Raw genomic sequence first — 14508 nt, forward strand, 5'->3', positions numbered from 1 at the left:
CGGATTATTTACCACCAAACTGTTTCTGGTGCGCGTCGAGGAACTCTTTCATCTCTTTTGGTCCCTGGTAACCCGGCACAACATAGCCATTGCTCAGGACAATCGCTGGCGTACCGCTTACGCCAAACTGCACGCCCAGCGCGTAGTGGTTAGCAATATCGATATCGCAGGACGCAGGCTTAACCTCTTTACCGCTCATCGCATCGTCAAACGCTTTGTTGCGATCTTTCGCACACCAAATCGCTTTCATGTCTTGCTCTGGCTGGCTCTGCACGCCTGCACGCGGGAAGGCCAGGTAACGCACGGTAATGCCCAGCGCGTTATAGTCTTTCATCTGCTCATGGAGCTTGTGGCAGTAGCCACAGGTGATGTCGGTGAAGACGGTAATCACATGTTTTTCCTGCGCCGCTTTATAGACGATCATCTCTTTTTCGAGCGCATTCAGGTTTTTCATCAGCAGCTGGTTGGTGACATTGACCGGCTGCGCGCCGCTCACGTCATACATTGGCCCCTGAATAATATGTTTGCCGTCTTCGGTGACATACAGCACGCCGCTGTTAGTCAGTACCGTTTTCATCCCGGCAACCGGTGCAGACTGGATGTCGCTGCTGGTAACGCCCAGTTTAGCCAGTGACTGTTTAATAGCGGCGTCATCCGCATGGGCGAACCCGGTAAAAGAGGCTGCCAGCAGAGTGAACAGCGCGAAAGACTTTTTCATAGTTGATCCCGTTACAATTTGTCGGCACTCACGCACGAGGGTGGTGCTGTTGGTGTAGCTGCCGCAGGCGTTCCGTCGCGACATGGGTGTAAATTTGCGTCGTAGAAAGATCGCTGTGTCCCAGTAGCATCTGCACCACGCGTAAATCTGCGCCGTGGTTTAACAGATGCGTCGCGAAAGCGTGACGCAATACGTGCGGCGAAAGCTTTTCACTGTCGATACCCGCCAGTGTGGCGTAATGCTTGATGCGATGCCAGAACGTTTGTCGTGTCATCTGCTGTGCGCGCTGGCTCGGAAACAAGACGTCGATAGACACGCCATTGAGCAACCATGGACGGCCATGCTCAAGATACGTTTCCAGCCAGTAAACCGCTTCTTCTCCCAGCGGCACCAGCCTTTCCTTATTTCCTTTACCGATGACGCGCACCACGCCCTGACGCAGGCTGATGTCGCTCATCGTCAGGCCAACCAGTTCAGAGACACGCAAACCGGTAGCATACAATAGCTCAAGCATGGCTTTATCGCGTAACTCCAGCGGCAGGTCAACAGCAGGTGACTGTAATAATCTCTCAACTTGTGCTTCGCTGAGATCTTTCGGCAGCCGCTGCGGGAGCTTAGGGGACGCCAGCAGCGCACTCGGATCGTCTTCCCGAATCTTCTCACGGTAGAGATGCTGGAACAGCCGACGCATCGCGCTGAGCAAGCGTGCAGAACTGGTGGCCTTATAGCCCCCTTCAACCCGTTCCGCGAGCAGCGCCTGAAGGTCGTCGCTTTGCGCACTCGCCAACGATAATTCGCGACGCGCCAGCCACTCCACCAGCATGGTGAGATCGCGCCGATAGGCACTGAGCGTGTTCTCGGCCAGATTTTTTTCCAGCCACAGCGCATCGAGAAACTGTTCAACGAGTGCGAGATCCTTTTCCACATCGGCCCCTTTGATTCTGCAGTCAGGCCATTATGCCTGATTGCGACTGGTTTCTGGTACACTACGCACAAAGTCAAAGCATGAATTGAGATAGTTACGCGATGAATATTGGTCTTTTCTATGGTTCCAGCACCTGCTACACCGAAATGGCGGCAGAGAAAATTCGCGACATCATTGGCCCCGAACTGGTGACGTTGCATAACCTGAAAGATGACGCGGTCGCGCTGATGGAACAGTACGATGTACTGATCCTCGGCATCCCAACCTGGGATTTTGGTGAGATACAGGAAGACTGGGAAGCCATCTGGGATCAGCTCGATTCAGTCAATCTCGACGGCAAAATCATTGCGATGTACGGCATGGGCGATCAGTTGGGCTACGGCGAATGGTTTCTTGATGCACTTGGCATGCTGCATGACAAACTGGTACCGAAAGGGGCGACGTTTATCGGCTACTGGCCAACCGAAGGATACGAGTTCACCAGTCAAAAACCGATCATTGCCAACGGCCAGCTGTTTGTCGGACTCGCGCTGGATGAAACCAATCAGTACGATCTCAGCGACGAGCGCCTGCAGGCCTGGTGCGAACAGATACTTGGCGAAATGGCAGAAAAATTTAGCTAAGTGGGTTACTCCTGCGTCGGCTGTTGCAACAACATCCGGCGCAGATCTCGCCATTCTGAGGCATCCATACTGTCAGCCGCCAGCCACAGGTGCTGGCAACGCCCGCCGTCCACATTGCGTAACCGTAACATCATGCCGGAGTTGAGCATCCATGGCATGCCCAGAATATCCCACTCTTTTCCCTGCCAGCGCAGGCGGGAATCCATCAGTAACTTGATCTCACCCTGACGAGCATTAATGCGACGCTGGCTGCGTACGCTGTCAAAAACGACAAACGAAAGTAACAGCAGCCACAGCGGCGTATAGCTCAGGGGCCATGGCATGAGTAACACGATGGCCGCAACCAGGCCGTGGAGCATTAACGACATCCACTGCGAGCGCCACGAGACGCGAAGATCAGATTGCCACAGGACCACGTTCCCGATTCCGTGTTTGAATTAATTGCACCATCCGTTGCAACTCGGTGTCGGCGGGTTTGCCGTGGTTCATCAGCCAGTTGAATAAATCCGGATCGTCAGACTCAAGCAGGCGAACAAACAGCCGCTTATCATCATCGCTTAAGCTGTCATACTCATATTCGAAGAAAGGCATGATGGAAATATCAAGTTCACGCATGCCGCGACGGCATGCCCAGTGAATACGGGCCTTGTTGTTAATATCCATGTTCAGTTTCCTGCATTACGTTTGGCACAGTCGGGCCCCCGTTCAGTGTTCTTTATTTCTCTACGGGGACACCAGCTAGTGTAACGTGTTTTTGACCGTTTCATTACTGGAATATTGCGATCAACGAGCAGGCTTCCAGAATAAACCCTACAAAGACAGCGGATTACACTATTTTGCGTAGCGCTACGCATAACCGGTTTATGGCACAAATGGTCTGCTGAAAGCGCTTGCATTGCCAGCAGGCTCTTTTACCATTAGGCATTATCAAAGCGTTAAGCAATTCAGGATATCGTTATGGCATTTACACCATTTTCTCCTCGCCAGCCCGCCGCCTCTGCGCGTCTGCCGCTGACGCTTATTTCTCTTGATGACTGGGCGCTGGCGACGCTCGCCGGCGCCGACGCCGAAAAATACCTCCAGGGCCAGGTCACCGCCGACGTCAGCCAGATGACCGAACACCAGCACCTGCTGGCGGCGCATTGTGACCCCAAAGGCAAAATGTGGAGCAATCTGCGTCTTTTCCGCCGTCAGGACGGTTTTGCCTTTATTGAACGCCGCAGCCTGCGAGATGCGCAGCTCAAAGAGCTGAAAAAGTATGCAGTCTTTTCCAAAGTCACTATCGTCCCGGACGACGAACATGTTCTGCTGGGCGTGGCGGGCTTCCAGGCACGTGCCGCGCTGAAAAATCTGTTTGCTGAGCTGCCGGATGCAGAAAAACAGGTCGTCAGCGAGGGGGCCACCTCCATCCTGTGGTTTGAACATCCGGCGGAGCGCTTCCTGCTTGTCACGGATGCCGCAACCGCCGAACGCGTCACCGAAGCACTGCGCGGCGAAGCGCAGCTCAACAACAGCCAGCAGTGGCTGGCGCTGAATATTGAAGCCGGTCTGCCGATCATTGACGCCGCCAACAGCGCGCAGTTTATTCCACAGGCCACTAACCTGCAGGCGCTGGGCGGCATCAGCTTTAAAAAAGGCTGTTACACCGGCCAGGAGATGGTGGCGCGTGCAAAATTCCGTGGGGCAAATAAACGTGCGCTGTGGACACTGGCAGGTCATGCCAGCCGCGTACCGGAAGCGGGTGAAGATTTAGAGCTGAAAATGGGCGATAACTGGCGCCGTACCGGCACCGTGTTAGCCGCCGTACAGCTGGATGATGGTCGTCTTTTAGTCCAGGCCGTCATGAACAACGACATGGAAGCCGACAGCGTGTTCCGCGTGCGTGATGATGCGAATACGTTGAGTATTGAGCCGTTACCGTATTCGCTGGAAGAGTGATGCTGTATCGCCCGGTGGCGCTGCGCTTACCGGGCCTACCGATCCCGTAGGTCGGGTAAGGCGAAGCCGCCACCCGACAACAAACTACACCTGCCCCACATACAAATAAATTGCCAAAAAATGGCACACGCTGCCGCCCAGTACAAAACCATGCCAGATGGCATGATTGTATGGAATGCGCTTGCAGACGTAGAAAATGACGCCCAGCGAGTACACTACGCCTCCTACTGCCAGCAACGTAACCCCGCCAACCGCCAGCTTAATCGCCAGTTGATACACCACAATCAGCGACAGCCAACCCATGGTCAGATAGGTTACCAGTGACAATACTTTAAACCGGTGCGCAATGGTTAGCTTGAAGAGGATCCCCAGCAGCGCCAGGCTCCAGATGACAATCATCAGTCCGCGCGACAGCGGCGAGTTGAGCCCCACCAGCAGAAAAGGCGTATAGGTTCCTGCAATAAGCAGATAGATAGCACAGTGGTCAAATTTCTTGAGCCATATCTTGGCCCGTTGATGCGGAATCGCGTGATAGAGCGTCGACGCCAGGAATAACAGGATCATGCTTCCGCCATACAGGCTATAGCTGGTAATCGCCATCGCGCTGGCATTGGTATCAACCGCCTGTACCAGCAATAACACTAAACCGACTATCCCAAACACCAGGCCAATGCCATGGCTGATGCTGTTGGCTACTTCCTCCGCCAGTGAATATCCCTGTGCGATTAATGGTCTGCTCGCCATACAAAACTCCGGGAAACTAAAGATGATTATTCATCGCATGACTATGCTAACTGAGAATGATTCCAGTGAACACCTGTTAGCTAAAATATTTTCCATGTAATTTTTTTACAATAAAAATCAAAAGCATAGATATATTTTTCACCTGACATTTGTTCACATTAAAATTTATGCGTTATGAATCAATAGCATAAAATTAGATCCTGCCGTCTGGCTGCATGTTATGATGGTTAAACGAGGTCTGAATGAGAGTTTTGCCACTGTGAGTATGTTCACCCACTCCGCCATTGCCAGTCTCAATAACCTGGAGATGATGGTCTACAACTATGTCATTAAAAACCGTGACAAAGTGATGTACATGACCATCCGCGAACTGGCGGATGCGGCGGGCGTCTCAACCACCACCATCCTGCGCTTTTGCCGTAAGCTCAACTGTGAAGGGTATTCTGAGTTTCGCGTGCGCTTTAAGCTCTATCTTGAACAGAACGAACCTCAGCAGGCGAATTTCGGCGCCAGCGAAATTATCAGTTTCTTTAAAAGCGTGAATAATGAAGAGTTCGACGCTTTACTGGATGACGCGGTAAATATCATTCTCTCTTCGGAGCGAATTATATTTGTCGGCGCAGGGACATCAGGATCGCTGGCAAAATACGGTGCCCGTTTCTTTTCGAATATCGGAAAATTCAGCAACCATATTGATGACCCTTATTTCCCGGTCACCAATGATATGGCGAAAAATGCACTGGCAATTGTGCTCTCTGTGTCGGGCGAGACCGAGGAGATCCTGCGCTTCGCCAGCCAGTTCAGCCTGCATCACTGCAAGGTTCTCACCATTACCAGCCATGAACACTCGCGCCTGGCAAAACTGGCGGACTTTAATCTCTCCTGGCACGTTCCCCAGACGCGTATTGCAGGCGTCTACGACATCACCACACAAATCCCCGTTATCTATATTCTGGAATCTCTCGGACGCAAACTGGCGAAGAAACTGGCGGAATAAAACATCCTGTTTTTTTGATGTGACAAATCACAATTTCCGCGAATTGTTATATCGTGACATTCAATTTCGCTTTGCTAGACTCAAAACCAATACGTCATTTATTGAGAATAGCAGCGATGAAAAAATTGACCTTACCGAAAGATTTTCTATGGGGCGGTGCCGTTGCGGCGCATCAGGTTGAAGGCGGCTGGGATAAAGGCGGCAAAGGGCCGAGCATCTGCGACGTACTGACCGGCGGGGCGCACGGCGTGCCGCGCGAAATCACGCAGGACGTAGTGCCGGGTAAATACTACCCAAATCACGAGGCCATCGATTTCCACGGCCACTACAAAGAAGATATCAAGCTGTTTGCCGAGATGGGCTTCAAATGTTTCCGCACCTCGATTGCCTGGACGCGCATCTTCCCGAAAGGTGACGAAACGCAGCCAAACGAGGAAGGGCTGAAGTTCTATGACGACATGTTCGATGAGCTGCTGAAATACAACATCGAGCCGGTGATCACCCTCTCCCACTTCGAAATGCCGCTGCACCTGGTGCAGGAGTACGGCAGCTGGACCAACCGTAAAGTGGTCGATTTCTTTGTACGCTTCGCGGAAGTGGTTTTTGAGCGCTACAAGCACAAGGTCAAATACTGGATGACCTTCAATGAAATCAACAACCAGCGTAACTGGCGTGCGCCGCTCTTTGGTTATTGCTGCTCAGGCGTGGTCTATACCGAACATGAAAATCCGGAAGAGACCATGTACCAGGTGCTGCACCACCAGTTTGTGGCGAGTGCCCTGGCGGTGAAAGCCGCGCGCCGTATCAATCCGGAGATGAAAGTCGGCTGCATGCTGGCCATGGTGGCGCTCTATCCGTTCTCCTGCAAACCGGAAGACGTGATGTTCGCCCAGGAATCCATGCGCGAGCGCTATGTCTTTACCGATGTTCAGCTGCGTGGCTACTATCCGTCTTACGTACTGAATGAATGGGAGCGCCGCGGTTTCTCCATCAAAATGGACGCAGGCGATGAGCAGATCCTCCGCGAAGGTACCTGCGACTACCTGGGCTTCAGCTACTACATGACCAATGCGGTGAAAGCGGAAGGTGGCACCGGTGACGCGATTTCTGGCTTCGAGGGCAGCGTACCTAATCCGCACGTCAAGGCGTCCGACTGGGGCTGGCAGATTGACCCGGTGGGCCTGCGTTATTCCCTGTGCGAACTGTACGAACGCTATCAGAAGCCGCTGTTTATCGTGGAAAACGGCTTCGGTGCCTACGATAAGGTGGAAGAGGATGGCAGCATCAACGATGACTATCGTATCGACTACCTGCGCGCCCACGTTGAAGAGATGATCAAAGCCGTCACCCACGATGGCGTGGATCTGATGGGTTATACGCCATGGGGCTGCATTGACTGCGTGTCATTCACTACCGGCCAGTACAGCAAGCGCTACGGTTTTATCTACGTCAATAAACACGACGACGGCACCGGCGACATGTCGCGTTCCCGTAAGAAAAGCTTCGAATGGTATAAAGGCGTGATTGCCAGCAACGGCGAGCAACTTTAACGCCGTAACGCCGGGCGGCGCTACGCTTGCACCGGCCTACAAAACCTGCGAATCGTAGGCCGGGTAAGGCGAAGCCGCCACCCGGCGTTTATTTCCCGCCCGCCAGTTCAATAAAACTGCCCGTCACGTATGACGCCTTCTCGCTCAGCAGCCAGACTATCGCCTGCGCGACCTCTTCCGGCTGGCCGCCGAGCTGCATCGGCAGTAACGATTTCACGCGATCCACCCGCCCCGGCTCCCCACCAGACGCGTGAATATCGGTAGAAATCAGCCCGGGCCGCACGCAGTTTACGCGGATACCCTGCGCCGCTACCTCCAGCGATAATCCGGTAGTCAGGGAATCTACCGCGCCTTTGGAGGCCGCGTAATCGACATACTCCCCCGGCGCGCCCAGACGAGACGCGGCAGAGGAGACATTGACAATCGCGCCACCCTTGCCGCCATGTTTGCGCGACATGCGCTTTACCGCCTCACGGCAGCAGAGAAAATAGCCCGTGACGTTGGTGCTCAGCACGCGGTTAATGCGTTCAGCGGACAGATTTTCAATAGTGGATTGCTCAAACAGAATGCCTGCATTGTTGACCAGCGCGGTAAGGGGCTCACCTTCGCGATCGAGGCTGTCAAACATGGCCATGACCTGCGCTTCATCGCTAATGTCTGCACGCAGGGCAAATGCTTTTCCACCCGCCTCAACGATCTGATTGATGACGTCCTTTGCGGCTTTGATATTGTGGTGATAGTTCACCGCCACGGTATAACCTTCGCGAGCCAGTTGCAGCGCGGTGGCTTTGCCAATGCCGCGGCTGGCGCCGGTGACCAGTGCAATTGCCATTGTCTTCTCCCAATAAAAAGCCGGGTGGCGGCTTCGCCTTACCCGGCTTACGTTACTACAGCAAAAAAATTACTGGTATTCGCTCATCGGCACACAGGAGCAGAACAGGTTACGGTCGCCGTATACGTCATCAAGACGCTTCACGGTCGGCCAGTATTTATTTGCCACGCCTGCCGGGAAGACAGCCAGTTCACGGGAATAACCGTGATTCCACTCGGCCACCATCTCGTGCTGGGTGTGCGGAGCGTTAACCAACGGGTTATCTTCCAGCGTCCATTCGCCGTCCTGCACGCGGTCTATCTCCATGCGGATGGCCAGCATCGCGTCAATAAAGCGGTCCAGCTCGGCTTTGCTTTCAGACTCCGTTGGCTCCACCATCAGCGTACCCGCAACCGGGAACGACATGGTTGGTGCGTGGAAGCCGTAGTCGATCAGACGCTTGGCGATATCCAGTTCGCTGATACCCGTCGCTTCTTTCAGCGGACGAATATCGAGGATGCACTCGTGTGCCACACGCCCATCGCGACCGGTGTAAAGCACCGGGAAGGCCGACTTCAGGCGAGTCGCAATATAGTTAGCATTCAGGATCGCGACCTGGCTTGCCTGTTTCAGACCTTCCGCGCCCATCATGCGGATGTACATCCAGCTGATTGGCAGGATTGAAGCGCTACCGAACGGTGCAGCAGAGACCGCGCCCTGACGGGTCAGCATACCTTCAATCTGCACGACGCTGTGACCCGGCACGAATGGCGCCAGGTGCGCTTTCACGCCGATAGGCCCCATGCCCGGACCGCCACCACCGTGTGGGATGCAGAAGGTTTTGTGCAGGTTCAGGTGCGACACGTCCGCGCCGATGAAGCCCGGAGAGGTAATGCCCACCTGAGCATTCATGTTCGCGCCGTCGAGGTACACCTGACCACCGAACTGATGCACCACTTCGCACACTTCGCGGATGGTTTCTTCGTACACGCCGTGAGTCGACGGGTAGGTCACCATGATGCAGGAGAGCTTATCGCCCGCCTGCTCGGCTTTCGCGCGCAGGTCGGCCAGGTCGATGTTACCGTTCTTATCACACGCCACGACCACCACTTCCATGCCCGCCATCTGGGCAGACGCCGGGTTGGTGCCGTGGGCAGAGCTCGGGATCAGGCAGATATCACGATGGCCTTCGTTACGGCTTTCGTGATAGTGACGGATTGCCAGCAGCCCCGCATATTCACCCTGCGCGCCGGAGTTCGGCTGCATACAGAGCGCGTCATAACCGGTCAGTTTCACCAGCCAGTCGGAAAGCTGGTTGATCATGACATGATACCCTTCCGCCTGCTCTGGCGGGCAGAACGGGTGCAGCTCGGAGAACTCAGGCCAGGTGATAGGGATCATTTCTGCCGCGGCGTTCAGCTTCATGGTGCACGAGCCCAGCGGGATCATCGCCTGGTTCAGCGCCAGATCTTTGCGCTCCAGAGAGTGCATATAACGCATCATCTCGGTTTCGCTGTGATAACGGTTGAACACAGGATGCGTCAGGATAGCGTCATTGCGCAGCATGCTCTCCTGAATAGAGCGGCTGTCATGCGCGACCTCTTTGTCCAGCGCATCAATATCCAGACCGTGCGCATCGCCCAGCACGACATTAAACAGGTTGACGATATCGTCGCGCGTGGTGGATTCATCAAGGGTGATGCCCACGGCGTGATGAATGTCGCTGCGCAGGTTAATTTGTGCGGCATCCGCACGTGCCAGCACCGCCGCTTTATCCGCCACGTCCACGCACAGCGTGTCGAAGTAGTGCTCATGACGCAGCTTCAGGCCTTTCTGCTGCAGGCCACAGGCCAGAATATCTGCCAGACGGTGGATGCGGCTGGCAATGCGTTTCAGCCCAACCGGGCCGTGGAAGACAGCGTACAGGCTGGCGATGTTTGCCAGCAGAACCTGAGAAGTACAGATATTAGAGTTCGCTTTCTCGCGGCGGATATGCTGCTCGCGAGTCTGCATCGCCATGCGCAGCGCGGTGTTACCGGCGGCATCTTTCGATACGCCAATAATGCGGCCTGGCATGGAACGTTTAAATTCATCTTTCGCGCCAAAGAATGCCGCGTGCGGTCCGCCGTAGCCCATCGGCACGCCGAAACGCTGGGCCGAGCCGAATACAATATCCGCACCCTGTTTGCCCGGAGCCGTCAGCAGCACCAGCGCCATAAAATCAGCGGCAACGCTGACCACCACTTTGCGGGATTTCAGCTCGGCAATCAGTGCGCTGTAATCATGCACTTCGCCGGTGGTACCCACCTGCTGTAACAGCACACCAAAGACGTCCTGGTGATCCAGCACTTTGTCAGCGTCGTCGACAATCACGTCAAAACCAAAGGTTTCCGCACGGGTACGCACCACGTCCAGCGTCTGCGGATGCACGTCCGCCGCCACGAAGAAGCGGTTGGCATTTTTCAGCTTGCTGACGCGTTTTGCCATCGCCATGGCTTCAGCTGCCGCGGTCGCTTCATCCAGCAACGAGGCGGAAGCGATATCCATCCCGGTCAGGTCGAGCGTCACCTGCTGGAAGTTCAGCAACGCTTCCAGACGGCCCTGGGACACTTCCGGCTGATACGGGGTATAGGCGGTGTACCAGCCCGGGTTTTCCAGCATATTACGCAGGATAACCGGCGGTAACTGCACGTTGGTGTAGCCCATGCCAATGTAAGACTTATAGCGCTTGTTAAGGCCAGCGATGGCCTTCAGCTCCGCCAGTGCGGCGAATTCCGTGGTGGCTTCTCCCACCTGAGGCGGCGTGGCAAGCTGGATGTCTTTTGGCACGATCTGGCCGATCAGTGCGTTTAATGAATCCGCGCCAACCGTTTTCAGCATCTCCTGCTGTTGCTGAGCATCCGGCCCAATGTGACGTTCAATGAAAGCGCCACGGTTTTCAAGCTGGCTTAAAGTCTGTGTCATGAGCGATGGTTCCTGAAACGTGCAGTGAATTTAAGTTCCCTCTCTCCTCGGGAGAGGGTTAGGGTGAGGGGAAGATGGGCACCCTCACCCCTGCCCTCTCCCGGAGGGAGAGGGGGATTAACAATTACTCGTCTTCTAACAGGGCTTCGTACGCGGTCGCATCCAGCAGCGCGGCAACCTGAGATTCGTCACTGGCTTTGATCTTGAAGATCCAGCCACCTTCATAAGGCTCGCTGTTCACCAGCTCCGGCGAATCGCTCAGCGCGTCGTTTACGGCCACAATTTCACCGCTTACCGGTGCGTAGATATCGGATGCTGCTTTAACGGACTCCGCCACGGCGCAGTCATCGCCCGCGCTCACGGTTGCGCCCACTTCCGGCAGGTCAACAAACACCATGTCGCCCAGCAGCTCCTGCGCATGCTCGGTGATCCCTACGGTGTAAGTGCCGTCCGCCTCTTTGCGCAGCCACTCGTGTTCTTTGCTGTATTTCAGTTCTGCTGGCACATTGCTCATTGAAGTTCTCCTGATAAAAATAGTTAGGCGACCGGCTTACCGGCGCGAACAAAAATCGGTTTGGTCACGTTGACCGGCATTTCGCGGTTGCGGATTTGCACCACCGCCGTCTCGCCAATGCCCACCGGCACGCGAGCCAGTGCAATACTGTAGCCCAGCGTCGGGGAGAAGGACCCGCTGGTGATCACGCCTTCGCGCGGATTGCCGTCGGCATCGGTAAAACGCACCGGCAGTTCTCCGCGCAGCACGCCTTTTTCCTTCATCACCAGGCCAACCAGCTGTTCAGTGCCCTTCTCGCGCTGCATTTCCAGCGCTTCACGGCCAATAAACTCACGGTCAGCGGGTTCCCATGCGATGGTCCAGCCCATGTTGGCCGCCAGCGGAGAGACGCCTTCGTCCATCTCCTGACCGTAGAGGTTCATCCCCGCTTCAAGGCGCAGCGTATCGCGCGCGCCCAGGCCAGCCGGCTTCACGCCCGCTTCCACCAGCGCACGCCAGAAATCAGCTGCTTTCTCGTTTGGCATGGCAATTTCATAGCCCGCTTCACCGGTATAGCCGGTCGTGGCAATAAACAGATCGCCCGCCTGCACGCCAAAGAAGGGCTTCATCCCTTCGGTGGCTTTACGCTGCTCGTCGCTGAACAGAGACGCGGCTTTCGCCTGCGCGTTCGGCCCCTGCACGGCAATCAGCGACAGATCGTCACGGACGGTGATGTCGATGGCATAAGGTTCGGCGTGTTGGGTGATCCAGGAGAGGTCTTTTTCGCGGGTGGCGGAGTTTACAACGAGGCGGAAGAAGTCTTCGGTGAAGTAGTAGACGATAAGGTCATCAATCACGCCACCCGAGGCGTTCAGCATTCCGGTATAGAGCGCTTTCCCCGGTGTCTTCAGCTTCGCGACATCGTTCGCCAGCAGATAACGTAGAAACTCCCGGGTGCGGCTACCGCGCAGATCGACAATTGTCATGTGGGACACGTCGAACATACCGGCATCGGTGCGCACCGCGTGGTGCTCATCAATTTGCGAGCCGTAGTGCAGCGGCATCATCCAGCCATGGAAATCCACCATGCGGGCGCCGCATAACACGTGCTGTTCGTACAAAGGAGTCTGTTGAGCCATCTTGTCCTCGTTGAAAAATTCACCGTGAAACCCGGTATCGGCCTCGTTTCCGAATGCCGACGCAAACGTTCTCTTTTACCTGAACTTACCACCGAAACCGGCGGTTAACCATAAGGTAAAACGGGTCATCACATTAGCTTATGACCAAAAAACGCTGAAAAGCCTACAGAGTTATTCACTGGAAAAATGCGATTAACCCCGCACAAAATTAACAATGATCTAACAGGATTTAGCACATGGTGATATTTCATGCGGAAAAACGGGCCGAATTTCCGTCACATAAAAATCATGACATTAGATTATCTAATGCGAAAAATGACGTGGAATTAGAATATTTCAAACGAGGGAATTTTCCCGGCACAGAGGCCGGGAAAAGAAAGTGTGACGGGGGTCTATTTTATTTCAGCCAGTCCGGCAGGTCGTTAAGACCCATCGCCTGACGCAGGAGTTGAGGTTTGACGCCAGGGAGGGTATCGGCGAGCTTGAGCCCAATATCACGCAGCAGTTTTTTCGCCGGATTTGCCCCGGCAAACAGCTCACGGAAGCCCTGCATGCCTGCAAGCATCATCGCCGCACTGTGCTTGCGGCTGCGCTCGTAGCGACGCAGATACACATGCTGCCCAATATCTTTACCCTCTCGCTGCAGACGACGCAGCTCTTCTACCAGCTCCGCCGCATCCATAAAGCCGAGATTAACGCCCTGCCCGGCCAGCGGATGAATGGTATGGGCCGCGTCGCCCACCAGCGCCAGACGGTGCGCGGCAAACTGACGCGCATAGCGTCCGGTTAAGGGGAAGACCTGACGCTCGCTCTCAAGAGTACAAAGCCCCAGACGGTTATCAAACGCCACGCACAGTGCCTGGTTAAAGGCCTCTGGCGTCGCCTCCTGCATCTGCTGCGCTTTTTCCGGCACCAGAGACCAGACAATTGAGCAGAGATGCGGATCGCTTAACGGCAGGAATGCCAGAATGCCGTCGTTGTGGAAAATCTGGCGCGCCACGCCGCCGTGCGGCTCTTGGGTACGGATCGTCGCCACCATGGCATGATGGCGGTAATCCCAGTAGGTCAGCGGAATATCCGCTTTATTGCGCAGCCAGGAGTTAGCGCCATCGGCACCGACCACCAGACGCGCGGTGAGCATATCGCCACTTTGCAGGGTGATAAACGCCTCGTTTTCGCCCCACGCAACCTGCTGGATTTGTGCAGGCGCAACCAGCGTTACGTCGCTGCACTGCTGAGCTTTCTGCCACAGCGCGTGGTGGATCACCGCGTTCTCAATGATGTGACCCAGATGGCTATAGCCCATGCTTTCATCATCAAAAGCAATATGACCAAAGCTGTCTTTGTCCCATACCTCCATGCCGTGATAGCAGCTCGCACGCTGGGCCACGATATCTGACCAGACGCCAAGGCGCGTCAGCAGCTTTTCGCTGGCCGCATTTATTGCCGACACGCGGAGTTCCGGCGGGGCATCAGGTGCGACGGGCTGAGGCTGCTTTTGCTCCAGCACGGCCACACGCAGGCCGCTGCCTTGTAATCCGCAGGCCAGGGCCAGTCCAACCATTCCGCCGCCAACGATGGCAACATCAACATTTTGCACAGTGAT

Annotated in this window: 14 protein-coding genes; 4 read left to right on the forward strand and 10 right to left on the reverse strand. The window is 55.2% G+C overall.

Going from position 1 to position 14508, the window contains the following annotated elements:
• Positions 1 to 4: 4 nt before the first annotated feature.
• Entirely contained in the window at positions 5 to 718 is a 714-nt protein-coding gene (gene dsbC / locus G0034_RS18660) for a bifunctional protein-disulfide isomerase/oxidoreductase DsbC (protein ID WP_014885133.1), read from the reverse strand.
• Positions 719 to 746: 28 nt separating this feature from the next.
• Positions 747 to 1643, reverse strand: a complete 897-nt coding sequence (gene xerD / locus G0034_RS18665; protein ID WP_014885134.1) for a site-specific tyrosine recombinase XerD — start codon at positions 1641 to 1643, stop codon at positions 747 to 749.
• 101 nt (positions 1644 to 1744) lie between these two features.
• On the opposite strand from xerD, the gene fldB reads away from it, so the two are divergent.
• Positions 1745 to 2266: a flavodoxin FldB gene (gene fldB, locus G0034_RS18670; RefSeq protein ID WP_071922917.1), complete on the forward strand. Its 522-nt coding sequence runs from the start codon at positions 1745 to 1747 to the stop codon at positions 2264 to 2266.
• A 5-nt stretch (positions 2267 to 2271) separates the two neighbouring features.
• Here fldB and G0034_RS18675 read toward each other — a convergent pair whose 3' ends face one another.
• Together G0034_RS18675 and sdhE are read right to left on the reverse strand one after the other, a co-directional pair.
• Positions 2272 to 2682 (reverse strand): protein YgfX, encoded by a 411-nt coding sequence (locus tag G0034_RS18675; RefSeq protein ID WP_014885136.1) that lies wholly within the window; start codon positions 2680 to 2682, stop codon positions 2272 to 2274.
• On the reverse strand, positions 2663 to 2929 hold the full coding sequence (gene sdhE, locus G0034_RS18680) for an FAD assembly factor SdhE (RefSeq protein WP_010435322.1): 267 nt from the start codon (positions 2927 to 2929) through the stop codon (positions 2663 to 2665). The genes G0034_RS18675 and sdhE overlap by 20 nt, the downstream gene beginning before the upstream one ends.
• A gap of 294 nt (positions 2930 to 3223) precedes the next feature.
• Between sdhE and ygfZ the strand changes: the two genes are divergently transcribed.
• A complete protein-coding gene (gene ygfZ / locus G0034_RS18685; protein ID WP_014885137.1) occupies positions 3224 to 4204 on the forward strand; it encodes a tRNA-modifying protein YgfZ in 981 nt (326 codons plus the stop codon).
• Between the two features lie 84 nt (positions 4205 to 4288).
• On the opposite strand, the gene trhA is transcribed toward ygfZ, so the two are convergent.
• Positions 4289 to 4948, reverse strand: a complete 660-nt coding sequence (trhA, locus tag G0034_RS18690) for a PAQR family membrane homeostasis protein TrhA (protein WP_023331242.1) — start codon at positions 4946 to 4948, stop codon at positions 4289 to 4291.
• Positions 4949 to 5213: 265 nt separating this feature from the next.
• Between trhA and G0034_RS18695 the strand changes: the two genes are divergently transcribed.
• Together G0034_RS18695 and bglA are read left to right on the forward strand one after the other, a co-directional pair.
• Positions 5214 to 5945: a MurR/RpiR family transcriptional regulator gene (locus tag G0034_RS18695; protein ID WP_179121345.1), complete on the forward strand. Its 732-nt coding sequence runs from the start codon at positions 5214 to 5216 to the stop codon at positions 5943 to 5945.
• 116 nt (positions 5946 to 6061) lie between these two features.
• On the forward strand, positions 6062 to 7495 hold the full coding sequence (bglA, locus tag G0034_RS18700) for a 6-phospho-beta-glucosidase BglA (protein WP_014885140.1): 1434 nt from the start codon (positions 6062 to 6064) through the stop codon (positions 7493 to 7495).
• An 88-nt stretch (positions 7496 to 7583) separates the two neighbouring features.
• On the opposite strand, the gene G0034_RS18705 is transcribed toward bglA, so the two are convergent.
• From G0034_RS18705 to ubiI, 5 genes are all read right to left on the reverse strand, one after another.
• Positions 7584 to 8327 carry an SDR family oxidoreductase gene (locus G0034_RS18705; RefSeq protein WP_179121185.1) on the reverse strand — a complete coding sequence of 248 codons (744 nt, stop codon included), beginning with the start codon at positions 8325 to 8327 and terminating at the stop codon, positions 7584 to 7586.
• A gap of 69 nt (positions 8328 to 8396) precedes the next feature.
• Positions 8397 to 11270, reverse strand: coding sequence for an aminomethyl-transferring glycine dehydrogenase (gcvP, locus tag G0034_RS18710; RefSeq protein WP_032635606.1), 2874 nt, complete (start codon positions 11268 to 11270; stop codon positions 8397 to 8399).
• A gap of 124 nt (positions 11271 to 11394) precedes the next feature.
• The gene (gcvH, locus tag G0034_RS18715) at positions 11395 to 11784 is read right to left on the reverse strand and encodes a glycine cleavage system protein GcvH (RefSeq protein WP_014885143.1); all 390 of its coding nucleotides are present in this window, start codon (positions 11782 to 11784) and stop codon (positions 11395 to 11397) included.
• 23 nt (positions 11785 to 11807) lie between these two features.
• Complete coding sequence (gene gcvT / locus G0034_RS18720) at positions 11808 to 12902, reverse strand: glycine cleavage system aminomethyltransferase GcvT (RefSeq protein WP_179121186.1); 1095 nt, start codon at positions 12900 to 12902, stop codon at positions 11808 to 11810.
• Between the two features lie 397 nt (positions 12903 to 13299).
• Entirely contained in the window at positions 13300 to 14502 is a 1203-nt protein-coding gene (gene ubiI, locus G0034_RS18725) for an FAD-dependent 2-octaprenylphenol hydroxylase (RefSeq protein ID WP_023337733.1), read from the reverse strand.
• Between the last annotated feature and the right edge of the window lie 6 nt (positions 14503 to 14508).

The organism is Enterobacter sp. T2 (genome assembly GCF_010692925.1).
Classification (GTDB): Bacteria; Pseudomonadota; Gammaproteobacteria; order Enterobacterales; family Enterobacteriaceae; genus Enterobacter; species Enterobacter kobei.